Here is a 25,908-nt window from a genome sequence, read left to right as displayed (position 1 = left end):
CCGTGTTCGACAAACCGATCGTCATGCTCGATTTCGAGACCACGGGCTTGTCGCCGGCCAACGGCGACCGCATCACCGAGGTGGCGGCGTTGCGCATCGTCGAGGGCAGGGTGACCGAGCGTTACGTGTCCCTGGTCAATTGCGGCGCGCGCATTCCGTATTTTATTTCCGAGCTGACCGGCATTTCCCAGGCCATGGTCGATGCCGCGCCGCCGGTCGAACGGGTGCTGCCGCAACTGCTCGAGTTCATCGGCAGCGATGCCTTGTCGGCGCACAACGCCAGTTTCGACGAGAAATTCCTCAAGGCCGAAGCCGAACGGCTGGGGCTGGCGACGGCGCACGAGGGCCTGGTGTGCTCGCTCAAGCTGTCGCGCCGGGTGTTTCCCGGCTTGTCGAGCTACAAGCTGGGTTTGCTGTCGGGCCAGCTGGGGATCCGTTTCCGCAGCGCCGCCACCGCGCCGAGTCCGATGCCGAAGTGGCGGCCGAGGTGCTGATCCACATCGCGCGCCATCTGGGACACGCCTATGGCTTCGCGTCGCTAGCGCCCCAACTGCTGGTGTCGATGAACAAACTGAGCGCGGCCAAGGTGCCCGCTTACCTGCGCCAGATGGCCGACGCGGAACTGTTGGCAAAAAAACCGCCGCAAAGTGCCTGATCGCTTTACAATATTGGCACCATGACCCGCCGGCTCGCCATTCGCATCCTGTTGTCGCTTCTTTTGCTGCTCTCGCAGCAGATGGCGACCACGCACGTGATGTCGCACTGGAGCAGCGGGTCCGCCAGTGGTCAGGCATCGGCCCAAGCCCAGCCGGACCAGGATGGCAGCGGGCTTTCACGCGCCATCGCGCGCGACCAGAGCTGCGACCAGTGCCTGGCCCTGGCCCAGCTGGCCGGACCGCTGGCCAGCCACATGCACGGCTTCGTGCTGGCCGATGCCGGCCTGACCCTGGCCGCATCGATTTCTCCCCAGGCGGCGCGCGCGCGCACGCTTAACGCGTTCGAACCGCGCGGACCACCTCAGGCCTGACAGCCGCATTCCCTGTTTCTTGTGCATACGCCAGGCCGCGCGCGGCCTGTCCGCGTGCGCCTGTCTGTCATTGTTTGTTTTGCCTGAGGTTTTATCCATGAATGTCCAACGTACCCTGCTGGCCAGCGCAATCCTGTCCGCCCTGTCTGCCCTCAACCACGCTAACGCCCAGGTGGCCGGCGCCGCTTCCGCCGCCGCCGATGCCGATGCCGTCGTGCCCAAGGTGGTCGTCACCGCCACGCCTTTCGGCAAGTCCGAAGGCGACCAGATCCTGACGCCAGCCAAGATCCTGGCCGGCGACGAATTGCGCGACAAGCTCGGTTCCTCGCTCGGCGAAACCCTGTCGCAGGAACTCGGCGTGTCCGCCTCCGGCTTCGGCGCCGGCGCCTCGCGCCCCATCATCCGCGGGCTGGAAGGCTCGCGCGTGAAAATGCTGGAAAACGGCATGGCGGTGGCCGACGTCTCCGGCCTGTCCAACGACCACGCGGTCTCGGCCGACGGCGCCGTGGCGCGCCAGATCGAAATCCTGCGCGGCCCGGCCGCCTTGCTGTACGGCTCGGGCGCCATCGGCGGCCTGGTCAACGTGGTCAACGAGCGCATCCCGGCCGCGCTCGAAGCCCATCCGTCCGGCCAGTTCGAAACCCGCTACAGCACGGTCGACCGCGGCCGCGGCGCCTCGGGCGCGGTCGATGCCGCGGTCGGCCAGATCGGCCTTCACCTGGACGGCAACATCCGCCGTTCCGACGACTACAAGATTCCCGACAACCGGATGCTGGGCGACCCGGCCTCGGCCTCGGGCCACCTGCCGCAATCGTTCACCCGCCAGGATACGCTCGGCGCCGGCGCCTCCCTGGTCGGCGACTGGGGACACGCCGGGGTGTCGGTGGCCACCTTGAATAACCGCTACGGCATTCCGACCCTGGCCGGTTCGCAGATCGACCAGTCGCAGATCCGCTACGATGCCGACAGCTTGTTCAACAAGCCGTTCGCAGGGGTCGAGAACATCAAGGTCAAGTTCGGCTATACCGATTATGACCATGCCGAACTGGATCAGGAAAACCATCCGGAAGTGCTGTTCAAGAACCGCTCGCTGGAAACCCGCGCCGAGCTGACCCATGCGCCGCTGGCCGGCTGGCACGGCACCGTCGGCATGCAGACCGAGAATGCCCACTTCAGCGCCCTGAGCGCCGAAGGCGGTCCGGACACGGTGCCCGTGACCCGCTCGACCTCGACCGCGACCTTCCTGGTCGAGGAAACCGACATCGGCCCGCTCAAGCTCAACGCCGGCGCGCGCCTGGAATCGGTCAAGCGCAAGCCGGTGGCCCACCAGGAGCGCCAGTTCGACCTCGGTTCCTACTCGGTCGGCGCCATGTGGCCGTTCATGCCCGGCTACGCCACCGGCGCCACGGTGTCGGTGGCCCAGCGCGCGCCCGCCACCGAGGAACTGTATTCGGGCGGTCCGCACGACGCCACCCAGACTTTTGATATCGGCAACGCCGACTTTAAAAAGGAAACCTCGCGCAATATCGAGCTATCCTTGCAGAAAATATCCGGCCTGGTGCGCTGGAAGGCCAATGTGTTCCAGAACAAGGTCAAGGATTTCATCTACGGCAATATCAGCGGCGCGCGCGTCGATGCAGAAGGCAATCCGGGTGACGAACTGCTGCAGCGCATCTACCAGCAAGCCGGCGCCAGCATCCGCGGGGCCGAAGCGGAAGTGAGCTACAACCAGCACGGCGAGGGCCTGTCCCTGCGCGCCTTTGCCGACAGCTCGCGCGGCAAGCTCGACCAGGGCGGCAGCCTGCCGCTGCAACCGGCCGCGCGCATCGGCGCCGACCTCGGCTACCGCAGCGGCCCGGTGCGCGCCGGGGTATCGCTGCTGCGCGCCCAACGCCAGGACCGGCTCGCCAGTTTCGAGCACGATGCCACCCCCGGCTACACCCAGCTCGGCGCTAATCTTTCCTACACCCAGCATATCGGGAATGCCGACCTGACCTGGTTCATGATCGGGCGCAATCTGTTGAACCAGGACATTCGCCTGTCGACCTCGGTATTAAAAGAGGTTTCGCCACTGCCCGGCCGAAATTTCCTGTTCGGCGTTCGGACCAAATTTTAAGCGGGCACAAGTCCGAATTTGTTTCAGGCCGAAACCAAACCCCGCCGAGAGCGATCTCAGCGGGGTTTTTTCATGCCGCCTAACGTGCCAACCTGCGGGTCCGCTTGTTCCCAGTCAAACTCCGGCACGCTTGTCCTATTAAAATTTTAGCAATACTTCTCAGGTCGCTTATTGCCTGTTGCAGCCCAATAATTCTGCAGTTTCAACGGCGTTGGCGCCGGAGGATGAAGCATGGACCGCCAGAATACTACCCGCGAGAACTATCAAACCTTCATGTGGTTCCGCCAGGCTGCAGAACGCGGCAATGCCTACGCCCAGTTCAACCTGGGCCTCATCTACAAAAAGGACCGCGATTACGAGCACGCCTTCACCTGGCTGCGCCAGGCGGCCCAGCAGGGACTGGCGTTCGCCCAGAACCATCTGGGATCGATGTATTACCACGGCCGCGGCGTGGCCCGCAACGATGCCGAGGCGGCCCGCTGGTTCCGTCACGCCGCCGAACAGGGCGACGCCTCGGCCCAGCAAAACCTGGGGCTGATGTACCGCAAGGGCAAGGGCGTCGAACAGGATCATGCACAGGCGCTGGCCTGGTTTTACCGCGCCGCCGAGCAGGGCTCGGCCAGCGCCCAGACCTTGCTGGCCGAATGCTACCTGGCCGGGCAGGGCGCGCCGGTCAGTTACGAGCAGGCCATGAACTGGTTTCGCAAGGCGGCCCTGCAAAGCGACGCCGTGGCCCAGCTCAACCTCGGGCTGATGTACAAGCGCGGCCAAGGCGTCGAGGCCAGCGACGAGCAAGCCCTGTGCTGGTTCCGCCAGTCAGCCGCCCAGGGCAATCCGATGGCCCAGCGCCACGTGGGCGTGGCCTATGCCGACGGCGCGGGCGTGCGCGCCGATCCCTTGCGCGCCGTGGCCTGGCTGCAGCGCGCGGCCGAACAGGGCGACAAGGATGCCCAGTTCAACCTGGGCGTGATGCTGGCCAACGGCCAGGGCGCCGAACAGGATGAACACCGGGCGCTGCAGTGGTACGCGCGCGCGGCCGAGCAGGGCCATGTGCTGGCCCAATACAATCTGGGCAGCATGTACGCCAACGGACGCGGCACCGCGCGCGACGAGTACCGCGCGCTCGAATGGTACCGGCGCGCGGCCGAACAGGGCGCGGCCAACGCCCAGTTCAATCTCGGCGTCATCTACGCCAGCGGCCAGGGCGTGCCGCGCGACGATGGCCAGGCCGCGCACTGGTACCGCACCGCGGCCGAGCAGGGCGACGCCAGCGCCCAGAACAACCTGGGCGTGATGTACGCCAACGGCCAGGGCGTGCCGCAGGACGATGCGATGGCCGTCTACTGGTACACCCAGGCGGCCGAGCAGGGCCATGCGCTGGCCCAGTACAACCTGGGTGGCATGTACAACAGCGGGCGCGGCGTGGCGCGCGACGCCGTGCGTTCCTACATGTGGATGCTGCTCGCGGCCGACGCCGGCGACGAGACGGCCAACGCCAACAAGGCCATCGTGGCGCGCCGTCTCACCCCGGCCGAGATCGGCTCGGCCTTGGACCAGTCGCGCCAGTGGCTGATCGCCCACGCCGGCCTGGGCAAGGGCGGACGCGGCGCGCCGTGAGGGGGCGTCCCGTAGCGCCGCGCGGCCGCGCGCCGCGCACGATCGTGCTCATCATGGCAAGTTGCCGCCGCAGCCATTGATGCCGGGCCGAAATTCCATGGTTCCCTTGTCCGCCGACTCCGTTGAAAGTTCTGCTCGGAACTTTCTTCCAGACGCTACAATAGGCTCGCACCCGTCCCGTCCGTCGGCGGGATGATTGCCCACATTGGATGCGCGCCCATGAACACATTACTTCGTCTGATCAGCCTGGCCGGGATGGCGTTCTCCAGCGCCGCTGCCAGCGCCGCCGCGCTGACCGTGCAGGTCAGCGACAGCAGCGGCAAGCCGCTGGCCGACGTGGTCGTGACGGCCGAGCCGGACGGCGCCGCGGCCCTGCCCAAGCCGCTCAAGCCGGCCGAGATCGAACAGCGCGGCCTCAGGTTCGTGCCGCTGGTCTCGGTGATCCAGACCGGCAGCCGGGTGTCGTTCCCGAACAACGACAAGGTCAAGCACCACATCTATTCCTTCTCGCCCGCCAAGAAATTCGACCAGAAGCTGTACTCCGGCGTGGCAGCCATGCCACAGGTGTTCGACAAGGCCGGCATCGTCGTGCTCGGTTGCAATATCCACGACCGCATGCTGGCCTACATCAAGGTGGTCGACACGCCGTTCTTCGCCAAGACCGACGCCGCCGGCACGGCCCGCATCGAGCTGCCGGCGGCTGGTAAATACACCCTCACGTCCTGGCATTTCAACATGGCCGGCGGCGCCGTCGAACAGGCCGTCGCGGTCATGGCCGGCGACGGCGCCACCGCGGTCAGTGTCAGGCTCACCATGAAACCGCCGCTGCCGGACCCGGACGCGCCCGGTGCGATTTATTTGCATGACGGCGCGTCTGGGCGGCCTGGAAGGGCGCATCGTCGCCCTGTTCCTGGTGCTGATCGTGGCCGTGCAGGCGATCGGCCTGGTGGTGATCGAGCATGGCATCAATGCCAATGCGCGCTCCAGCATCGCCACGGAACTGGTCAACGGCGAAAAAGTCTTCCGTAAGCTGATGGAGCAGAACGCCCAGAAGCAGCGCTTTTCCGCCCAGGTGCTGGCGCGCGACACCGCCTTCGTGCAAGCCATCGGCAACGGCGACGAGGACGACCGCGCCACCATCGCCTCGGCCCTGGCCAACAGCGGGCGGCGCGCGCGCGCCGACCTGACCATGCTGATCGACGGCGAACGCCGCGTCACCGTCGAAAACGGCATCGTCAAGAATGGCTCGCTCGAACGGCTGGTCCTGGGCCTGCTCGACAAGGCCGAGCAAAACGATGGCGTCAGCGCCGTCGCCATTGTCGACCAACGGCCGGTGCAGGTGGTGATCATGCCGGTCAAGGCGCCGGTCACCATCGCGTGGGTGGTCATGGGCTTTCATCTGGACCGCCAGCTGGTGCTCGACATGCGCGAACTGTCGCAGCTGGAAGTGGCGATCCTCACCCGCCAGCCGGACGGGACCTGGACGCCATGCGAATCGACCCTGCCGGCCGCGCTCATGCCTGGTGTGGCGCGCACCCTACAGGCGTTGCCCGAGAACCTGGCGCGCCCCTTCGACCTCGAGCTCGGCGGCATCCACTACAGCGCGCGCCGGCTGACGGTGGGTGTCGATGGCGTGCGCCGCGCCGACGTGGTGCTGGCGCGCTCGATCGACGACGCCATCGCCGAATACACCGGCCTGCAGCGCACCCTGATGATCCTCACCGTGGTGGCCACCCTGGTCGCGTGCGCGGTGGCGGTGGTGACGGCGATGCGCATCGCGCAGCCGCTGCGCCTGTTGGCCGGTACCGCGCGCCGCATGGAACTGGGCGACTACGATGGCCGCATCGACCTCGAACGCAAGGATGAAATCGGGGCGCTGGCCAAGGCCTTTGCCGGCATGCGCGACGGGATCGCCAAGCGCGAACAGGAAATCGGCCGCCTCGCCTACTGGGATTCGCTGACCGACCTGCCCAACCGTGCCCAGTTCATCGTGCAGCTGGGCGAGGCGCTGGCCACGGCGCGCCAGCGCGAGCAAGTCGTGTTCGTGCTGATGATGGACCTGGACCGCTTCAAGCACGTCAACGACGTCATGGGCCACGTCTTCGGGGACACCCTGCTGCAAAAGGTGGCCGAGCGCCTGCGCGCGCTGCTCGGCGAGACCGAGCCGCAAGCGCAGCTGGCACGCCTGGGCGGCGACGAATTCGCGGTGCTGCTGCCGGCGTCGTCGATCGACCATGCGTACAAGGTCGCCGCCAGCATCCTGAGCGCGCTCGAAGTGCCGCTCTCGCTGGAAGACCAGACGGTCGACATCGGCGCCGGCCTGGGCATGGCCGCCTTTCCGATCAACGGCGCCGATCCCGAATCGCTGCTGTCGATGGCCGAGGTGGCGATGTACGCGGCCAAGCAGCGCAACGACGGCGCCGTGGCCTACGATTCGGCGATGGACAAGTCCAGCGCCAAGAGTCTGAGCCTGCTCACAGAGCTGCGCAACGCCATCGAGCGCAACGAATTCCGCCTGCACGTGCAGCCCAAGATCCGGCTCGATAGCGGCGAGGTGGTGGGCGTGGAGTCGCTGGTGCGCTGGGCCCACCCCGAGCGTGGCAATGTGTTCCCGGACGAATTCATCCCGTTCGCCGAGCAGACCGGCTTTATCCGCGTGCTCACGCGCTGGGTGCTCGACCAGTCGGCGGCGCTGTGCAGCGACTTGCAGCGGCGCGGCATTCATCTGAAGATATCGGTCAACCTGTCCACGCGCGACCTGCTCGACCAGGACTTGCCGTCCAAGTTCAAGGAGATCCTCGCGCGCCACCAGCTGGCGGCCGGCTCGTTCTGCCTGGAGATCACCGAGAGCGCGATCATGGATGACCCGGTGCGCGCCCAGCAGACCCTGGAGCGCCTGCACGCAATGGGCGTCGATTTGTCGATCGACGACTTCGGCACCGGCTACTCCTCGCTCGCTTACCTCAAGCGCCTGCCGGTCGATGAACTCAAGATCGACAAGTCCTTCGTGCTGAACATGGAAAACGATATCGGCGACACCAAGATCGTGCGTTCGACCATCGACCTGGGCCACAACATGGGCTTGCGCGTGGTGGCCGAGGGCATCGAGAGCGAAGCGGTGTGGCGCCTGCTGGCCGCGCTCGGCTGCGACCAGGGCCAGGGTTATTTCATGAGCCGGCCGATCGCCGCCGACAAGCTGGTGGGCTGGATCGCTGCCTGGGTCCCGCCGGCCAGGTCGGCGCTGCCGTATTCCGACACGGTCGGTTCGGCCTGATTCGCATGGCGTGATGCGGGGATGGCCATCGCCACGACCCGGATTTCGCGCTATTATCTTTCCCGGCAAAGTTGCCCATTCCATCAAGAGACAGAACCATGCAAATGAGACATGCAGTCCTCGTCGCCAGCCTGCTCGCCGCGTTCGGCGGACAAGCAATGGCCCAGGTCCAGACCCCGGCCTGCGCGGCCGGCGGCACGCCGACGACCTATCCGGTCACGAAAAAAATCGATCAGCAGGATATGTATCACGGCACCAGCATCGCCGACCCGTACCGCTGGCTGGAAGACGCCAACAGCGCTGAGACCAAGGAATGGGTCGACGCCCAGAACAAGGTGACCCAGTCCTACCTCGGCCAGATCGGCGAACGCAGCGCCATCAAGGAGCGCCTGACCAAGCTGTGGAACTACGAGCGCTACAGCGTGCCGTACAAGGAAAGCGGCCGCTATTTCTACAGCCGCAACGACGGCTTGCAGAATCAGTCGGTGCTCTACACCATGAAGTCGCTGAGCGACGAGCCGCGCCTGCTGCTCGACCCGAACACCCTGGCCGCCGACGGCACCGTGGCCCTGGCCGGCACCGCCGTGAGCCCGGACGGCAAATACCTCGCCTACGGCACCGCCGCATCGGGCTCGGACTGGAACGAGTGGAAAGTGCGCGACATCGACACCGGCAAGGACCTGGACGACCACCTGAAGTGGGTCAAGTTTTCCGGCGCGTCCTGGACCCGTGATGGCAAGGGCTTCTTCTACAGCCGCTACGACGCACCGGAAGAAGCGGCCAAGCTGGCAAGTGTCAACTACTTCCAGAAGCTGTACTACCACAAGATCGGCACGCCGCAGAGCGACGATACCCTGGTCTACGACCGTCCGGATGAGAAGGAATGGGGTTTTGGCGGCGAGGTCAGCAATGACGGCAAGTACCTGATCATCACCGCAAGCAAGGGCACTGCGCCGAAGTACCGCATCTTCTACAAGGACTTGACCAAGCCGGGCGCCAAGGTGGTGCCGCTGATCGACCAGTTCGAGGCCTCGTATAATTTCATCGACAACGACGGTCCGGTGTTCTACTTCAGCACCGACAAGAAGGCTACCCGTTCGCGCCTGATCGCCATCGACACGCGCAAGCCGGCCGAGAAGCACTGGAAAGAGATCGTCCCGGAGACGGCGCAAACCCTGGTCGGCGCCTCGATGGTCAACAACCAGATCATCGCCGAGTACCTGGCCGACGCGCGCAGCATGGTCAAGGTGATGGACCGCAAGGGCAAGCTGGTACGCGAGATCGCGCTGCCGGGCATCGGCTCGGTATCCGGCTTCAAGGGCAAGCGTGGCGACAGCGAGACCTTTTACTCGTTCACCGGTTTCACCAACCCGACCACGATCTACCGCCTCGACATGAAGACCGGCGCGAGCACGGTGTTCCGCAAGCCGAGCGTGGACTTCGATCCGAACGCCTACGAAACGCGCCAGCAGTTCTACACCAGCCGCGATGGCACCAAGGTGCCGATGTTCATCGTCTCGAAGAAGGGGCTCAAGCTCGATGGCAGCAACCCGACTTACTTGTACGGTTATGGCGGCTTCAATATTTCGCTGACCCCGTCGTTCTCGCCGGCCAATCTGGCGTGGATGGAAATGGGCGGCGTGTACGTGGTGGCCAACCTGCGCGGCGGCGGCGAGTACGGTGAAGCGTGGCACGAAGCGGGCACCAAGCTGCACAAGCAGAATGTGTTCGACGACTTCATCGGCGCGGCCGAGTGGCTGGTGGCCAACAAGGTCACGTCACCTGCGAAACTGGCCATCGGCGGCGGCAGCAATGGCGGCTTGCTGGTCGGCGCGGCGCTGACGCAGCGTCCGGAACTGTTCGGCGCGGCCATTCCGCAAGTGGGCGTGCTCGACATGCTGCGCTTCCATAAATTCACCATCGGCTGGGCTTGGACCTCGGACTACGGCTCGTCGGAAAACGCGGACGAATTCAAGGCACTGGTGAAGTACTCGCCGCTGCATAACCTGAAGGCGGGCGCGTGCTATCCGGCGACCATGATCACCACGGCCGATCACGATGACCGGGTGGTGCCGGCGCACAGCTTCAAGTTCGCGGCGGCGGCGCAGGCGGCGCAGGCGGGCAGCGCGCCGATCCTGATCCGCATCGATGTGAAGGCGGGCCATGGCGCCGGCAAGCCGACCACCAAGCAGATCGAGGAAGTGGCGGACCGCTGGGGTTTCCTGAGCCGGGCCTTGCACATGAACGAGCCGGCCAAGGTGGCGGCGCAGTAAACCTGTCGTCCCTTCGCCGTGCTTCGCCGTGCCAGGCGGCGAGGGGATGATGTTGAGTTGGCATAATTGCTGGTGCCTGAATTGCGGAGGGGCTGTGACCATCACCCGGTTCACTCTCACTATAGCAGCTGCGAGCGTCCCTTACCCGCACCTCCTATGTGCCACGCCCACCGCGTTGGCTGTCCCGTCCGGGCTCAACTGTGCCTTTTTTGAACTCTGCGGACACGCCGTCTTCCCCTATCAGATCAAACCCGTTCTCATAGTAACATTTCGCCCATTCGATGAACTCTTCCGCATCCATCTGAACCATGCCTAACAGCCATGTGGAGCCATCATCCATGCCTTCGGGAATTCGCGCGTTTCCAGTCGTCCAGGATGTACCGTCGGCGCTCCAGAAGCAAAATGTCACGTCCTCGTATTCGACGGCCTCATCCTGTACGACACTTAAGAGATCCGCGGGGATGCCCTCATAGAGTCCGGGCCAGATAGCATACTCGTCGCGCGCATGCGGACTGACTTCTGATTCATGATCAAAACCTTTGATCAATGCCTTGCCGTCCGATGTAAAGAATGCGATGACGTGGTCGCCCGCGCCGTTGTCATATTTTGCCATCGCGATGCCATCCGACCAGTCTTCGTCATACCCGAACGTGCGTAGCCACTCTTTGGACGTGACCGTGGCGTCGCACCTGGCGGCGCATTGCATTGCCCGTTGAAGTTGGGCTGGTAGGAGTTTTGGATTGCTCATCAATTTATAATCTCTGAAGTAATACCGACCGCGCTAGCGAACGTCGGCTCATGGCCGAACTGGGTCTTTTTAGCCAGAATCAAGTGTGTACACAAGTTGTAGAAAGGCAGAAACAGCACTACAAGCATGAAACGTCGTTATTTGATTGGCGTCTACTGACGTCTCCAAAATGAACAGTTCTTGAACCTCTGCCTTTGCGGACGCAGAAATCGCTGCCATTTGCAGGCTTTGGTCACAATTGACTTTGCCCGCTTGCAAAGCCAGCAGCAGGTCTCGACAATATTCTGCACATAGTTTGACAGTGGTCCCGTCTTCCGTCACACCACCGCAAAAAGTCCATTCAACATCGTGCAGGCGCTGCGCCAAGAAATCAGTAAGCCAGAATCCTTCGGGCTTCAGGCGTGATTGAAGTGTTGAGAGGAAATCAAACCGTTCGTCTGCTGTGGTTGGCAAATGCATAGGCTATCGTTTCATGTGTCGCAATGTTCGAAGTCCGCTTCTGGCCGAACTCTTTCCCTTGCCTGGCGAGCGTATGTGCGCCTTTATCCGCGTACGGACGGCGACTGTGGATCGCTGGATTCACACGTTCTCTGCCAAGCCAGAAAGCAGTGTTTGCAATTTGATCGGCACATCTGCTCCATGCACAAGTATCGCATGCATGGATGAAAAGGAATCTTGGTAGAACTGTCCAGCTGGCGTGCCCCACATACCTTGGTCCGATGGCATTTCTCTCACTTGTCTCGGGTCCTCAAAATGCAATTCAACTTCTCCCCTTTGCAACCCGCAGACCGGGCACGAAAATCTATGCCGCAATGGCATCGAGGCTAGAAATGGCATCTTCATTGCTCGACATTCTGCGACCAGTTGGCTTTGCCTTTCGTAGGGATCGCTGGCGCAAAGTTCCGCCACTTCGAGTACGTTCGCAAAGCTTAAAAGTGCGTGTGAAATACTCATTCGGCGGCTCGCCAGGAAGACAATTTTATTGGTTGAGACATTGCGGTTCGGGTGTCCGCTTCACGCCGGAAATGGTCGGTCAGCAGTGCGCACTCTACACGAGCATGGTCGACTTGACCATCCGGCCGGACGCACCCGGCGTGAGCACCGATCAATTCTCCTGTTTTCTGAGCGGCCATATTTTTTCGACTTAACGCGTCGCATGCAACAGCGGGCGTAGCCACGATTTGGCCATTGACGGCGGAAACTGCGATGCGCCACCTTTCCGGGTCAGAAGTCGCCCTTGACCGGGTTGCTTTTGAAAGAACCACTAAGTCCTTCGACACTGACCAGGGCATAGATCTCATCCTGCCCCCAGTCTTCGTTCAGCTGGTTGGCGGACACGGTGTTCGACAGCGTAAAGCTGCCGTCTCCCCCCACGCGTTCGATGCCGGTCCCGCAAATGCTGAAGAGCGTGTCGTCGAACCACTCATCGTCCCCTCGAATCCGGGCGCCGACTTTCTTGTTGACCGAGTGATAGGAGCCATCCCCGTTGAGCACGACCAGATAGTTGCCTGGCTGGTTTTCGGCAGGGCTGATAGTCAGCGTGACGTTCATGATGCTTCTCCTTGGGTTGGCCCGGGTGGGAAGACCTCCAGTATTTGTGATCGATAAAAAGCGATTCAAAGAAAAAACAAGCTCGCCGGACGCTGTTTTTATGCCCGCTCAATCGGGGCGGGCGGAGTGTCCGGACCGCAAATGTAGTCAGGCAAGGTATCGACATCCGCCACTGTCTGTCCTGTCCGCCGGTACCTCCCGCCATCCTTTCCCGCACGCGCGCCGCAAGGGCCACAGTGAGCTCCTTTCCACCGCAAAGGACCGTCATGCAGCTCACCCGCGCCCGACCCAACGTCGCCGGCTATGTTGCCGTTCTCCTGGCCGCCGCCATGCTGCTGGCCGGACCCATCCTGCAACCGGCCGGCTACCACCACTTTGCCGACCAGCGCGCCACGTTTGGCCTGAGCAACGCCGCCGACGTGCTGTCGAACCTTGGCTTCCTCATCATCGGCCTCTACGGCCTGCTGCACGTGCGTCCGGCCCGGCCCGCCCACGCGATGTTCTTCGCCGCCATCCTGCTGACTGCCTTCGGCTCATCCTGGTACCACCTGGCCCCGGACGACACGCGCCTGCTCTGGGACCGCTTGCGCATCCCGCTGGCCTGCGTGGCGCTGCTCGCCGCCGCGCTCGACGATGCCTTTCCCGCGCGCTTCGCCCCGCTGCCCACCTTGGCCGCGCTGTGCGCCCTGGGCGCCGCCAGCGTGTTCTGGTGGTCGGCCACCGGCAACCTCGGCCCCTATCTGCTGATCCAGCTCGCTCCGCTCGTGCTGATCCCGGTGCTGCAATGGCAGAGCGGCGCCGCGCCCGCGCAGCGGCGTGCGTTTGGGGTAGCCATCGGCCTGTACGTGCTGGCCAAGCTGTGCGAACTGGCCGACGGCGCCATCCTCGCCGCCATCCACGCACTCAGCGGCCATACGCTCAAGCACTTGCTGGCCGCACTGGCGGCGCTGGTCCTGACGCGCATGATCGCCGCAAGGTACTGATTTTCCACGTCAATTTTTGAAACCAGGCATCGCTGTCGGGTTTTGACGTGCGATAAGCGAGCTCTTCTTGGGGCGGTTCACACTGCGCTGTGTACCCCACCCATGAGGAGTAACCATAATGAAAACCGATGATCCCGGACGCAAAGCGCCCAGGCCACCCGTGGCCAGGAGTGCGCCGCCGCCCGTTGTGCCCGAAGAGCGCACCAGGTTCCGCGCGCTGGTCATGGCCAACCCGAATTACTTCGGCAATATCGAGGCCAGCCCGTTTCCGCCCGTCCTCAACATCAAACTCAACACCACCTACGAACGGCTGGCCTGTGTCGGCTTCCAGCCCCAGTTCAACCGGCTCGACGCGGTGGTCTACATCTTCCAGCCGAACGGTTACGGCGGCGGCATCTGTTCGTCTGGCTCGCAGGAATATGTGCGCTTTTATCTGTCGCGCGACGACGGCGCAAGCTGGCAGGATGCCGGCCTGACCAGCTTTTCCGCCTTCGACATTCCCGAAGGCAGCACCGGGCGCCGCCGCCTTGAATACGCGGTGACCTTGCGCATCAACCCCGCCAAGCGCTTCTGCTTCCTCGACAATACCTGGCTGGTGCGCGCCATTTTGTCGTGGAACGTGCCGCCGCCACCGGATTCGCCCGATTTCGTGCCGGTCTGGGGCAATATCCACAATACCCATATCCGGGTCGATCCGCTGCGCATCATCCTGATCGACGATCTGCTCCAGCACGCCAAACTGTCCTTGCCGCCCGCGCTGGCCGAAATGATCGACCTCAAGCAGGAAGTGACGATCAGCCCGCCCAAGGCGCTCGGCGTGCGCGAATTACAAGCCTTGTACAAGGGCCGCGATGTCGAACCGCACCGCTATGCGCTGGCCGAGCTGCACGACCTCGTCAGCCAGCCCGAGCTGACCGATGCCCTCATGGCGCCCGGTTTCACGGGCGCGCTGACCGAGCTCGACGTCAACATCGCCGATAGCCTGTTCCCCGTGCAAAGCAGCACGCGCTACGAGCAGCTCGACTGCATCGGCCTGAACTACGCCCAGGACACCCTGGTCGGCATCCTGCGCATCAAGCTGCCGAACGGTTACTCGGGCGGCCCGTGCACGGCCGGCAGCAAGGAGTTCGTCACCTTCTGGGGCGACTTCAACGACAACGGCACCTTCGAAACCTGCCTCGGCAGCACCTCGGTCAACGTGCACGACATCGAACGCATGCCGCGCGAGGGGCTGGAATATTCGGTATTCCTGCCGGTCGACCTGGACCGCTACCGCCGTACCTGCCAGCAAGGCCCGGTGCTGGTGCCGATCCGCGCCATCCTGTCGTGGCAGGTGGCGGCGCCCTGTGCCAATCCCTACTACGTTACGGTGTGGGGCAACCGGCTCGACACCCTGGTCCACATCCGCGCGGGCAGGGGGCCGGCGCCGACCGGCCATCCGCCGATCATCGAAACCATCGGCAGCATGGCGCTGACCGACATCGATGGTGCCGGCTACGCCAGCGGCCCGGCGCAACTGGCCGGCTTTACGGCGGTGCAAAGTCCGTTCGGGGGCGAAGTCGTGATCACCGGGCATATCGCCAACCCGACCGACATCAGCAGCGGCGCCGGACCGCTCAAGTACCGGATCATCGTCAACGATGGCAGCGGCGACCAGCCGCTCGCCAACACCTTTCCGCTGGCGCGCAGCCAGTTGCTGGACGGGGTGTGGAGTTTCCTGCCGACGATCTCGCAGGCGGTCGACGGCAGCGGCTTTTATACCTACCAGGAAGACCACACTGGCGCGCCCGGCAATGCCGAAATCTTTGTCTTGGGTAATGTGCTGGCGCGTTGGGAAACCGCCGGCAAGACCGGTGCCTGGCAGGTGCGGGTGGAAGTCAAGGACGCCGCCAATGTGGTGTATGCCGGCAATCCCTCGACTGTGCGGCTGGACAATGCCGCGCCTCAGATTCCGGCCGGAAGTTTTAAAATAACAACAGGTGCGGGCAGCTGTGCCGATTTCGTCATCGGCGACGTAATCGAAGGCACATATCAGGTGAGCGACCAGCATTTCAGCAGCCTGAGCTTGTCGGTGCAACCCGCGCTGGGCGGCACCTTCGTGGCGCCGGTGCCGCTGCCGCGCACCTATCCGACGGTGCCGACCACGGGTGAGAGCGGCGTGTGGCGGCTCGACACCAGTGGCATGCCCAAGTGCGGCTATGTGATCCGGCTGAGTGCGAGCGACCGCACCATCGTCAACAGCGGGTATGTCGGCTGGGGCGCGGAAGCGTTTGTCGGCCTGTGCCTGAAACTGCCGACGGCGTAAGCGGACGGGCTGGGAGGGCGCCTGCCTTCCCCGTTGCCGTCAGCGGTGCACCACCACCAGCAAGGCCTTGGCCTCGGTCTTGCCGGCATTGCGGATCACGTGGTTCTGGTCGGCCGGATAGCGCGCCGTGCCGCCCAGCTTGATTTTCTTCTTGTCGCTGCCCACTTCCAGTTCCATGCTGCCGTGCAGTACCGTCATATGCTCGCTGGTGCCCGGATCGTGCGCCTGCGACGCCAGTTCGCCGCCCGGCGCCAGGGTCAGCTCGTACCACTCGTACTTTCCAGCCAGATCCATCGGTCCCAGGATACGCAGCACGTAACCGGCGTGGGCGCCCGGCAGGGTCGGCGTTTCGTGCGCGTCGACCACGCGGATGGTCTCGACCGGGCGCGTGTCGGCCGACAGCAGCTCGCCGATGGCCACGCCAAGCGCGTTGGCCAGGCGCCACGTGATGGCGATCGTGGGGTTCGCCTTCTCCCTTTCGATTTGCGATAACATGGATTTCGACACGCCGGCGATGCGCGACAAATCCTCCAGGGTCAGGCCGCGCGCCAGCCGCATGCGTTGCAAGGTGGCGCCTACTTCAGGTGGAGAATTGCTCGATACAGGTGGTTTCATCGGGTTTTCGCAACAGTGGTCAAACAGAAAATTTCCATACATATAAGCAAACCGAGGCTTGCCAAGTTCACTCGCCTTGGGTAGTATCCATTATATTGAATTTGTGTTCGACATAACGGAATTTCACGGCGCGGTTGAAGTTGTGTACGCCGGAACACGGTACAGCATAGTCCAACAGTCGGTCAAGCCGGCAACCACATGACGAGGAATAATGATGAGCGAACAAGCGAAGAGTGCGTTTTTCAGCGGCCTGCAGCACAAGCTGGACACCTTGCGCGAGCAGGGCCTGTACAAGCCGGAGCGCGTGCTGGCCTCGCGCCAGGGCGCCGAAGTGGTGGCCGACGATGGCCGCACCCTGATTAATATGTGCGCCAACAATTACCTCGGCCTGTCGGGCGACCTGCAAACGCAGAATGCGTCGATCGAGGCGACCGAAAAATACGGCTACGGCCTGTCGTCGGTGCGCTTCATCTGCGGCACCCAGACCGTGCACAAGGAACTCGAAAAAGCCATCTCGGCGTTCCTCGGCACTGAAGACACTATCTTGTACGCGGCCGCCTTCGACGCCAACGGCGGCGTGTTCGAGCCGCTGTTCGACGAAAACGACGCCATCATTTCCGACGCGCTCAATCACGCCTCGATCATCGACGGCATCCGCCTGTGCAAGGCCGGCCGCTATCGCTACCAGCACAACGACATGGCCGACCTTGAAGTGCAGCTGCAGGCGGCAAACGCCGCCGGCAAGCGCCACAAGGTCATCGTCACCGACGGCGTGTTCTCGATGGATGGCACCATCGCCCAGCTGGACAAGATCTGCGACCTGGCCGACAAATACGGCGCGCTGGTGATGATCGACGAATGCCACGCATCGGGCTTCATGGGCAAGACCGGCCGCGGCACGCACGAACACCACAACGTCATGGGCCGCATCGACATCATCACCGGCACCCTGGGCAAGGCCCTGGGCGGCGCGATGGGCGGCTTTACCGCCGCGCGCAAGGAAGTGATCGACACCTTGCGCCAGAAATCGCGTCCCTACCTGTTCTCGAACACCCTGGCGCCATCGATTGCCGGCGCTTCGCTGTCGGTGCTGGAGCGCATTTCCAAGTCGACCGAACTGCGCGACCGCCTGCACGAAAACACCGCCTACTTCCGCAAGGAGATCGAGCGCATCGGCTTTACCATCAAGCCGGGCACCCACCCGGTGGTGCCGGTGATGCTGTTCGAGGCGCCCGTGGCGCAGCGCTTCGCGGCGCGCATGTACGAACTGGGCGTGCTCCTGAGCGGCTTCTTCTACCCTGTGGTGCCGATGGGGCAGGCGCGGGTGAGGGTGCAGCTGTCGGCCGCGCACACCCGCGAACAGCTCGACACCGTATTGAAAGCATTCGAACAGGCCGGGCGCGAGCTGGGCATTCTCAAGAATCAAGAACATTAAAAATAACGGAATCAAGAACATGGAACGCATTCTCATTATCGGCGCGAACGGCCAGATTGGCAGTGAACTGGTCGGCGCACTGGCGCAGCAGCATGGTGCCGGCAACGTCATCGCCTCGGACATCGGCGCGAGCAACGTCTACAAGGCGGCGCGCTACACCCAGCTCGACGTGCTCGATAAGGCGCGCCTGGCGGCCCTGGTGGCCGACGAAGGCATCACCCAGGTCTACCAGCTGGCGGCGCTGCTGTCGGCCACCGGCGAACAGGCCCCGCTCAAGGCCTGGACCCTGAACATGGACGGCCTGCTCAACATCCTGGAAGTGGCGCGCGAACGCGGCGAAGCGGGCAAACCGCTGCGCGTCTTCTGGCCATCGTCGATCGCCGCCTTCGGTCCGAACACGCCGCCGCAAAGCACGCCGCAGTACACGGTGATGGACCCGACCACCATCTATGGCATCAGCAAGCTGGCCGGCGAGCGCCTGTGCGAGTACTACTTCACCAAGTACGGGGTGGACGTGCGCAGCATCCGCTACCCGGGCATCATCAGCTACAAGTCGCCTCCGGGCGGCGGCACCACCGACTATGCCATCGCGATTTTCCATGCGGCCCTGCGCGGCGAACCTTACGAGTGCTTCCTCGGCCCCGACACCACCTTGCCGATGATTTACATGCCCGATGCGATCCGCGCCACCATCGAATTGATGGATGCCCCATCTAGACAGATCGCGGTGCGTTCTGCCTATAATGTGGCCGGCGTATCGTTCAACCCGCGCGAGCTGGCGGCAGCCATCCAGCGCGCCTTGCCGGGCTTCGAGATCGGCTACAAACCGGACAGCCGCCAGGCGATTGCCGCCAGCTGGCCGCAAAGCCTGGACGACAGCGTGGCCACGGCCGACTGGGGCTGGAAGGCGCAGGTAGGGATCGAGCAGCTGGTGGCCGACATGCTGGCCAATATCGACGTCGAGCTCACCCGCGCTGCCTGATTCGTTTCACCCACACATATATAAAAAACATAAAAGAGGCAACTGATGGACATGAGCGTATTCGACCTATTCAAAATCGGCATCGGGCCGTCGAGTTCCCACACCGTGGGGCCGATGGTGGCGGCGCGGCGTTTTCTGGTCGAATGCGGTCCATTGGACCATGCGGTGGGCGTGGAAGCGGCGCTGTATGGCTCGCTGGCCCTGACCGGCGTGGGCCACGCGACCGACAAGGCGGTCATCCTCGGCCTGATGGGCGAAACGCCGCAGGGCGTGGACCCGGAGCGGGTCGAAGACATGCTGGCCGAAGCCGAACTTGATGGGGTGATCAAGCTGCTGGGCACCCACGAAGTGCCGTTTTCCGCCCGCACCGGCCTAATTTGGCACAAGAGCTCTTCGCTGCCTGAACACCCGAACGGCATGCGCTTCACGCTCAAGCTCGATGACGGCAGCGTCATCGAACGGATTTTCTATTCGGTCGGCGGCGGCTTCATTCACGCCGCCGGCGAATCGCAGGCGCGCCAGAGCAATGGCGAGAGCACGGCACCGATTCCCTACAGCTTCGACACCATGGACCAGCTGCTCGCGCATGGCCGCAGCAGTGGCCTGTCGATTCCGCAAATGCTGCGCGCGAACGAATGCGCGCGCATGGATGGCGCGGCGCTCGATGCCGGCATCGACAAGATCTGGCACGTGATGCGCGACTGTATCGCGCATGGCCTGGTGACCGGCGGGCAGCTGCCCGGTGGCCTGAACGTCAAGCGCCGCGCGGCAAACCTGTGGAAGCAGGCGGAAGACGCCAGGAATAGCGACAACCGCGCCAATGACTTGCCGCACGACGCGCTGCACCTGGTCAGCCTGTACGCGATGGCGGTGAACGAAGAAAATGCCGCCGGCGGGCGTGTGGTGACGGCGCCGACCAACGGCGCTGCCGGCATCATCCCGGCGGTGCTGCGCTACTACGCCGAGGATTGCCGTCCGAGCGATCCGGTGCGCGGGGTGCGCGACTTCATGCTGACATCGGCCGCCATCGGCATGCTGTGCAAGAAGAACGCCTCGATCTCGGGCGCCGAAATCGGTTGCCAGGGCGAAGTGGGCGTCGCTTGCGCGATGGCCGCGGCCGGGTTGGTGGCGGCCCTGGGCGGCACCAATGAGCAGATCGAGAACGCTGCCGAAATCGGCATAGAACATCACCTGGGCATGACGTGCGACCCGATTGGCGGGCTGGTACAGATTCCCTGCATCGAACGTAACGGCATGGGCGCGATCAAGGCGATCACCGCCGCTTCGCTGGCCCTGCGCGGCGACGGCACGCACTTTGTCAGCCTGGACGACGTGATCGAAACCATGCGCCAGACCGGCGCCGACATGCAGGACAAATACAAGGAAACCTCGCTCGGCGGGCTGGCGATCCACGTGGTGACGGTCAACCACGCCGCCTGCTAGTGGCTGCGTGAGCGAGTCGTTCGAGGCGCTGGCCACGTCCACCGGGATTGCCTTGCCGGCGACCCTGCGGCAGCTGATCGGGAGCGGCCGGACCAGTTACGACAAGCCCGATTGCATGGCCTTGTCCGCGCTGTACGATTTTCGCTGGCTGTCGGCGCAGCGCGCGGGCGAAGTCATCGCCAGCTGGCTCAATCCGGTCAAGCAGAATGGCAATGTGTTTCTGCCGTTCGGACGATCCGGCGCCGGCGATGCCTATTGCCTGGTGCGCCTGCGCAGCGGGGAAGAGGGTGTTGCCATGGTGTGGCGTGATCGCAGCGCTTCGCGGCTGCGTTACGCCAGCTTCGATCACTTTGTCGTGGCCGAGTATCTGGCGGTGTTTGCCGATCTCGATTTGCTCGATGACGATGCGGGCGATCCGGCTGCCTGTCTGCGGGCTGACGTCGCCAAGGTGGCCGGCCTGCTCGATCCCGCGCTTGAGCGTATGCTGCACGCCTGCCTGGACAAACCGCCAAGCGGGCACCCGTACCGGCAAGGTCCGGCATCGCGTCCGGAAATAGTGTTCTCGCTCATCAGCCAGGCTGAGGAGGAGGCGCTGTACGCCAGGGTGAGCATGCCCGAGCCGCTCGCGTTCGATGTGGTGGCGCGCTGGGAATAGCACACCATCAATCGGCAGCGGGCGCCGAGTCCACCTGTACATCGATTCGGGAACGGCCGGGTTCGCCGCCATCGGCGGCATTGACCTGCCGGCGATGCGCGGCGCCTTAAAGTAAGGGCGACGATCCGTCGCCTTGTGTACCGAGCGCCTCGACGGCGTCCACCTTCGTGACGGCGGCAACCGGCGTAACCGGCCTGGCCCTGGTTGGCTGAATGTCGGGCCGGCCGTTTTGTGCCGCAAACGGACCGGTGTTGACGTTGTAGGCCGCGATGGCCGCCGCGATTGCCGGGTCGCGCGCGGCCAGCTGTGCCTGGTCCGGCACCCGGAGTGCCGCTTGCTGTGGCGTGATGTCCTGATCCTGATCCTGATCCTGGTCTGGGATCTCGATTGCAGACCGGACCGTCGTAGCCGTCCGCGCCTCGCCCGCCGGCCGTACAAACTGATCCGGCGCCACAGGGGCGGCCGCGGCTTGCGCCAGCTGGTGCGCGCGGCCTTGTTCCTTGGTTCCGTCCACGTTGCGCTGGTCGACTCTGGCGGCGTCGCGCCTGGCGATTTCCTCGGCCAATGCGGCACGCACCGCGTCGCTGGCGCCGGCAATTTTCTCATCGAGCTCGCGCGCCGCCTCCCGTTCCGCCTGTAACTGTTGCGCCAGAGCGCGTGCCTGTTGTGCCACCTCGAGGCCCTTGTTCGCCGGGATGTCAGGTTCGGAGACCGCCGTCGCCGCCGGGGTGGTGGCGGTGGGGGCAAGCTGGAGCCTGTCTTCCGCACTCAGTGCCGCCGCAATTGGTGGCGCTGCCGTTGGCGTTGGGGCCGTCGTCGCAGCCGGCGTGGCGAGGGCTGCGGGCTGGCGCACGTCAGGCGAGGCTGTGTTGGCGGCGACCGCTTGTGCGGCAGGTTCTTGTGCGTCAGGTTCTTGCGGCAGCGAAGCCGCGCGCGCGCCCTGGGCTGGTGCCTGTGCTTGCGCCGAGTCGATCAGGTCGATCTGGACGGGAAAATCGCTACCCTCGCCCAGGTCGGCTTGGGCAAGGGGCGGCGGCAATCCGCTTGCACGTTCGATCGGTGGCTCGCTTTCATCGCGCAGATTATCCGCCACCAGGCCCTGGACAAACAGATTGTCCGCATTGCTGGCTGCCCGGGTGCCGGGCTGGCCTGACGTGGCCGCAAGGTCCTGGGGCGCGGCGAGCGGCACCGGCGGCGCGGCGCCGGTCGCGCCGTCATCGGCAAGGAAATCGACCTTGGCGGTTTGTGCCTGGATTTGGGTGCTGACCACGCCGAAGAAGGCGTTTGCGGCACGGTCCAGCAGTGCGGCCGTGGCGGCCGGATCTTTGCCGAATGCATCTTGCAGCACCGTCTCGTCAACGCTCAGCGTGCCGGGGCTGGTGCCGGTGGCCGGGGTAAAGCTCAGGCCGATGGAGGCCAGGCTTGCCGCCGCATCCTGCGCTGTGCCGCCGAACTGCTGGAAAAATTGCGATTGCAGCGATTGCCCGCCCAAGATGTCCATCGCCGTGCCGGTATTGCCCACCGCGCTGGCCTGCACTTCGTTAAATACGCTGGCCACGGCGGCCGCTGCAACCGTCACGTCGGCAAGCGCCTTCGATGCGTCGGTGTCGTCGACGAGCGAGGTTTGCAAGTCCAGCGCCTTTTTTTGAAACAGGGAGGCCAGGGACAGAAAGCGGCCCGAGGTCGACAGGTCCACCGTGGTGGGTGCGACCGTCTCGAATGGCAGGCTCTGGACCTGCTCGATGGCCATGGCTTGCGTTGCCGCGATGGGGGTGACAAGGCTTGCGCTGCGTGCCGCGAGCGGCGTGATCTGAGGGGTGTCCATGCTGAACCTTCCGGCTTCGGAGTATTTACACGGTCAACTATGGCCCTTATTTGACGGCGATTCCGTTCGGAAGCGTACACAAGCAAGGGCGGCGGGACAAGTCGGCCAGGGCCCATGGTCCCGCAGGCAAGCTTATGACACTGTTATGGACACGGCGTTCAGGTAACCCAGCACCGCCCCTTCAATCGGATCGGCCAGCGCAGGCGATATCGCTGTCTCCACCCGACCCGCGGCGTCTGTCAATGCGCTGATGAGCGCCATGAGGTCGGATGCGGTTCGTCCGGCACGCGCCGGATCCAGGCCCGGGTAGGTGGCGAGAAAACCGGTGAGCGCGGCACGCATCGCCGCGGCATGGGCTGTCCCCGGCATCAGCGAGGCCAGCCGGCCTTGTTCCGTATCGAGCAACTTTGCCAGCTGGGGCCGGCGCAGCTGATAGCGGATTCCTATCTCGACCAGCTCGCGCAGCGCGCGGCGATGATCCTGTCCTTGCAGCGCCGCGCTCGCCTCGCGCACCAGGTCGAGCGATTCGCGTTCGATCAAGGCGATCGTCACCGCATCCTTGGTGGGAAAATACTGGTACAGGGAACCGATGCTCACGCCCGCGCGGGCGGCGATGGCATTCGTTGTATATCCTTCAAGTCCATATTGTTCAAGAATGTGAGCTGCCCCCTCCAGGATGGTGCCCACGGTATGGGCGGAACGCGGCTGGGACGGCGTCTTCCTTGGCACCAGCCGGCGCACGGTTGCCTTCTTCGATTGCGAGTTGTTCATGCGACAGCATGCTCATATCATTTCCGGGTCAAGTCAAGCGCAATATCGAGTCGCCTGACGCAACCGAGGAAGAATCACGCATGAACCACCCTGAACAACTTTCCCTCCCAACTTCCGACGACCAGACGCTACTGCTGCGAACCGTCGCCGCGGTGCAGGCGGCCGGCCATGCAGTCAAGGCGCTGTTCGACCCGCACGCGCGTCCGCAGACCTTGCAGGAGATCGCATCGACCATCGAGGCCAACGACCGTGTATCGATGTCCATCCTGCGCCAAGCCCTGTCGCAAGCGCGTCCCGGCGCCCGCTGGGACGACGACGAGGAAGGGCGCGGTCCCTTGCCCGACGGCGAATGGTGGGTGTGCGACCCGGTCGAGGGGGCCATCCACCATATTCACGGTTCGCCGCGCTGGGGCGTGACGGCGACCCTGGTACGCGACAACGTGCCCGTGCTGACCGCGATTCACCTGCCGCTCACCGGTGACACGTATACCGCGCTGCGCGGCGGCGGCGCCTGGCTCAACGGGACGGCTTTGAAGGCATCCTCGAAATCCGATCTGCGCGCGGCGATGGTGGGTACCGGGCAAGCCGCGCCCGGCGAAGGGGCGGCCGTTTATCGGCGCATCGGCGGCTCGGTATCGGCGATGCTGGAGGCGGCGCTGGTGGTGCACGTGTCGGTGCCGTCCACCATGCAGCTGATTGACGTCGCCGCTGGCCGTCAGGATTTGTTCTGGCAATACAGCCAGGTGCGCTCCGGCCTGGTGGCGGGCGCCTTGCTCGTCGCCGAAGCCGGCGGCCGGGTGACCGACCTGCACGGACGGCCATGGCAGCCGGACAGCAGAGGCTTCCTTGCCGGCGCGCCCGCGCTGACTGCTCCGGCGGCTGCCATCCTGGCGGCCTGCGACGAGGAGGCGGGGCAATGAAACTCGCCATTTTCGGCGCCACCGGCGCCACCGGCCGTCATCTGGTCGATCAGGCCCTGCAAGCGGGACACGAGGTCAGCGCCCTGGTTCGCAGCGCGGACCGGCTCTCGATTGTCCACCCGCGCCTGCGGCTCGTCGTCGGTATTTTTTCGCAGCAGGATGGTGTTCGCGACGTCGTGCAGGGCGCCGATGCCGTGATCAGCGTGCTCGGTGCGCGCAAGGGCGACGCTTCCGCCATCTGCACCGAGGGCATGCGCGGTATTATCGCGGCGATGGAAACGGCCGGCACGCGCCGCCTCGTCGCCTTGAGCGCGTATGGCGCGTCGGAAACGCGGAGAGCGTCGCTGTTCATCCGTGTCGTGCGGCGCATCATCGCCGCCAAGATGCGCGACAAGGACAGCATGGAAGCACTGGTCCGCGCCAGCGCGCTCGACTGGACCCTGGTGCGTCCGCCCGCGCTCACGAACGGCCCGCGCACCGGCCGCTATCGCGCGGGGACAACGCTCAATCCAGGTATCGCGGGGACGCTCGCGCGGGCCGACCTAGCCGCTTTCATGCTGCGCGAAGCCGTGGAAGGCAATTATCGCGGCGCGGCGGTCGTGGTGGCGCGCCAGGGACGATCCGACTGAATGCGCATTGATACAATGGTGGCCCGAAGAAAATCCATGCCGCTGTCGATTCCGGCAATCGCCGCACGTCGTCAAGGCAAGAGCTTCATCGTGCAGCTCTGACCAACTTGGGGGAATTCCATGCGAAAGCTCACGTCGCACCTGTTTATCTCGCTCGACGGCGTCGTCGAAGCGCCCGATACTTTCGTGCGTCCGAACCTGTACGCCGACTTCGACGAATTTACGTGCGCAACTGTCGCCGAGCAGGACGCCATCCTGCTCGGCCGCAAAACGTATCAGGCATGGTCGACGTTTTGGCCGGACTCGACGATCGAGCCATTTGCCTCCTTTATCAACAACAACCAGAAGATCGTGGTCAGCAGCACCCTGGAGAAGCTGGAATGGCGCCATTCGATACTCCTCAATGGCGAGCTTGCCACCGCTGTCGGCGAGCTCAAAGCCCGGCCCGGCAAGACCATCGGCGTACACGGCAGCATCAGCCTGGTCCAATCCTTGCTGGTGGCTGGCCTGCTGGATGAACTGCACTTCATCCTTTGTCCGGTCATGGCGGGACACGGCCGCCGCCTGCTCGACCGTCAAGGCGACCCGGTGCAACTGGACCTGAAGCATTCGCGTTCCACGCCGGCAGGCCTGCAATATCTGGTCTATACGCCCCGGCCATAAGCGCGCGCTGGTAAGCAAGGGGGATTTCCCCCTGCAAAAATGCGCAAATACGGCGCGATTTCGCATGCGGATGCGC

At 64.2% G+C, this 25,908-nt stretch carries 22 protein-coding genes and 1 pseudogene; 16 read left to right on the top strand and 7 right to left on the bottom strand.

Annotation, left to right across the window (positions count from 1 at the left end; translation table 11 throughout):
- The first annotated feature begins 2 nt into the window (after positions 1-2).
- The 7 genes and pseudogenes from IV454_RS24995 (at position 3) to IV454_RS24965 (ending at position 10,307) form a co-directional block, all read left to right on the top strand.
- Positions 3-655: pseudogene (locus tag IV454_RS24995) on the top strand (3'-5' exonuclease).
- Positions 656-676: 21 nt separating this feature from the next.
- A complete protein-coding gene (locus IV454_RS24990; RefSeq protein WP_206088330.1) occupies positions 677-1,027 on the top strand; it encodes a hypothetical protein in 351 nt (116 codons plus the stop codon).
- Between the two features lie 97 nt (positions 1,028-1,124).
- Positions 1,125-3,143 (top strand): TonB-dependent receptor, encoded by a 2,019-nt coding sequence (locus tag IV454_RS24985; protein WP_206088329.1) that lies wholly within the window; start codon positions 1,125-1,127, stop codon positions 3,141-3,143.
- 231 nt (positions 3,144-3,374) lie between these two features.
- Complete coding sequence (locus IV454_RS24980) at positions 3,375-4,760, top strand: tetratricopeptide repeat protein (protein ID WP_206088328.1); 1,386 nt, start codon at positions 3,375-3,377, stop codon at positions 4,758-4,760.
- A gap of 219 nt (positions 4,761-4,979) precedes the next feature.
- The gene (locus tag IV454_RS24975) at positions 4,980-5,789 is read left to right on the top strand and encodes a methylamine utilization protein (RefSeq protein WP_307730156.1); all 810 of its coding nucleotides are present in this window, start codon (positions 4,980-4,982) and stop codon (positions 5,787-5,789) included.
- Positions 5,674-8,034 carry a putative bifunctional diguanylate cyclase/phosphodiesterase gene (locus tag IV454_RS24970; RefSeq protein WP_307730235.1) on the top strand — a complete coding sequence of 787 codons (2,361 nt, stop codon included), beginning with the start codon at positions 5,674-5,676 and terminating at the stop codon, positions 8,032-8,034. Before IV454_RS24975 ends, IV454_RS24970 begins: the two co-directional genes overlap by 116 nt.
- A gap of 98 nt (positions 8,035-8,132) precedes the next feature.
- Positions 8,133-10,307: a prolyl oligopeptidase family serine peptidase gene (locus IV454_RS24965; protein WP_206088326.1), complete on the top strand. Its 2,175-nt coding sequence runs from the start codon at positions 8,133-8,135 to the stop codon at positions 10,305-10,307.
- A 154-nt stretch (positions 10,308-10,461) separates the two neighbouring features.
- Here IV454_RS24965 and IV454_RS24960 read toward each other — a convergent pair whose 3' ends face one another.
- The 4 genes from IV454_RS24960 to IV454_RS24945 all read right to left on the bottom strand — a co-directional run bounded on the left by IV454_RS24960 (position 10,462) and on the right by IV454_RS24945 (position 12,606).
- The gene (locus IV454_RS24960; RefSeq protein WP_206088325.1) at positions 10,462-11,055 is read right to left on the bottom strand and encodes a hypothetical protein; all 594 of its coding nucleotides are present in this window, start codon (positions 11,053-11,055) and stop codon (positions 10,462-10,464) included.
- Positions 11,056-11,124: 69 nt separating this feature from the next.
- Positions 11,125-11,514 carry a hypothetical protein gene (locus IV454_RS24955; RefSeq protein ID WP_206088324.1) on the bottom strand — a complete coding sequence of 130 codons (390 nt, stop codon included), beginning with the start codon at positions 11,512-11,514 and terminating at the stop codon, positions 11,125-11,127.
- A 120-nt stretch (positions 11,515-11,634) separates the two neighbouring features.
- Positions 11,635-12,009: a hypothetical protein gene (locus IV454_RS24950; protein WP_206088323.1), complete on the bottom strand. Its 375-nt coding sequence runs from the start codon at positions 12,007-12,009 to the stop codon at positions 11,635-11,637.
- Between the two features lie 270 nt (positions 12,010-12,279).
- Positions 12,280-12,606, bottom strand: a complete 327-nt coding sequence (locus IV454_RS24945; protein ID WP_206088322.1) for a hypothetical protein — start codon at positions 12,604-12,606, stop codon at positions 12,280-12,282.
- Between the two features lie 266 nt (positions 12,607-12,872).
- Here IV454_RS24945 and IV454_RS24940 point away from each other — a divergent pair, with 266 nt between their 5' ends.
- Together IV454_RS24940 and IV454_RS24935 are read left to right on the top strand one after the other, a co-directional pair.
- Positions 12,873-13,589, top strand: coding sequence for a hypothetical protein (locus IV454_RS24940; RefSeq protein ID WP_206088321.1), 717 nt, complete (start codon positions 12,873-12,875; stop codon positions 13,587-13,589).
- Between the two features lie 118 nt (positions 13,590-13,707).
- Entirely contained in the window at positions 13,708-15,894 is a 2,187-nt protein-coding gene (locus tag IV454_RS24935; protein ID WP_206088320.1) for a hypothetical protein, read from the top strand.
- 39 nt (positions 15,895-15,933) lie between these two features.
- Here IV454_RS24935 and IV454_RS24930 read toward each other — a convergent pair whose 3' ends face one another.
- A complete protein-coding gene (locus IV454_RS24930) occupies positions 15,934-16,509 on the bottom strand; it encodes a helix-turn-helix domain-containing protein (protein WP_206088319.1) in 576 nt (191 codons plus the stop codon).
- Between the two features lie 214 nt (positions 16,510-16,723).
- Here IV454_RS24930 and kbl point away from each other — a divergent pair, with 214 nt between their 5' ends.
- Genes kbl through IV454_RS24910 form a run of 4 tightly spaced genes read left to right on the top strand, consistent with a single transcriptional unit; the run spans position 16,724 to position 21,024 of the window.
- Positions 16,724-17,944, top strand: coding sequence for a glycine C-acetyltransferase (kbl, locus tag IV454_RS24925; protein WP_206088318.1), 1,221 nt, complete (start codon positions 16,724-16,726; stop codon positions 17,942-17,944).
- 19 nt (positions 17,945-17,963) lie between these two features.
- Positions 17,964-18,926 (top strand): NAD-dependent epimerase/dehydratase family protein, encoded by a 963-nt coding sequence (locus tag IV454_RS24920; RefSeq protein WP_206088317.1) that lies wholly within the window; start codon positions 17,964-17,966, stop codon positions 18,924-18,926.
- 45 nt (positions 18,927-18,971) lie between these two features.
- Positions 18,972-20,369, top strand: a complete 1,398-nt coding sequence (locus tag IV454_RS24915) for an L-serine ammonia-lyase (protein ID WP_206088316.1) — start codon at positions 18,972-18,974, stop codon at positions 20,367-20,369.
- A 7-nt stretch (positions 20,370-20,376) separates the two neighbouring features.
- Positions 20,377-21,024, top strand: coding sequence for an SMI1/KNR4 family protein (locus IV454_RS24910; protein ID WP_206088315.1), 648 nt, complete (start codon positions 20,377-20,379; stop codon positions 21,022-21,024).
- Positions 21,025-21,130: 106 nt separating this feature from the next.
- Here the strand turns inward: IV454_RS24910 and IV454_RS24905 are convergent, their stop codons facing one another.
- Both IV454_RS24905 and IV454_RS24900 read right to left on the bottom strand, forming a co-directional pair.
- Entirely contained in the window at positions 21,131-22,849 is a 1,719-nt protein-coding gene (locus IV454_RS24905; protein WP_206088314.1) for a hypothetical protein, read from the bottom strand.
- 132 nt (positions 22,850-22,981) lie between these two features.
- Positions 22,982-23,620: a TetR/AcrR family transcriptional regulator gene (locus tag IV454_RS24900; protein WP_206088313.1), complete on the bottom strand. Its 639-nt coding sequence runs from the start codon at positions 23,618-23,620 to the stop codon at positions 22,982-22,984.
- 80 nt (positions 23,621-23,700) lie between these two features.
- Here IV454_RS24900 and IV454_RS24895 point away from each other — a divergent pair, with 80 nt between their 5' ends.
- The 3 genes from IV454_RS24895 (at position 23,701) to IV454_RS24885 (ending at position 25,832) form a co-directional block, all read left to right on the top strand.
- Positions 23,701-24,540 (top strand): inositol monophosphatase family protein, encoded by an 840-nt coding sequence (locus IV454_RS24895; protein WP_206088312.1) that lies wholly within the window; start codon positions 23,701-23,703, stop codon positions 24,538-24,540.
- Positions 24,537-25,169 carry an NAD(P)-dependent oxidoreductase gene (locus IV454_RS24890; protein WP_206088311.1) on the top strand — a complete coding sequence of 211 codons (633 nt, stop codon included), beginning with the start codon at positions 24,537-24,539 and terminating at the stop codon, positions 25,167-25,169. The genes IV454_RS24895 and IV454_RS24890 overlap by 4 nt, the downstream gene beginning before the upstream one ends.
- 120 nt (positions 25,170-25,289) lie before the next feature.
- Positions 25,290-25,832: a dihydrofolate reductase family protein gene (locus tag IV454_RS24885; RefSeq protein ID WP_206088310.1), complete on the top strand. Its 543-nt coding sequence runs from the start codon at positions 25,290-25,292 to the stop codon at positions 25,830-25,832.
- The last annotated feature ends 76 nt before the right edge of the window (positions 25,833-25,908 follow it).

Source organism: Massilia antarctica (genome assembly GCF_015689335.1).
Classification (GTDB): domain Bacteria; phylum Pseudomonadota; class Gammaproteobacteria; order Burkholderiales; family Burkholderiaceae_D; genus Telluria_A; species Telluria_A antarctica.
Note: the sequence above shows the minus strand (reverse complement) of the source record. Positions and strands in the feature narration are given on the sequence as shown.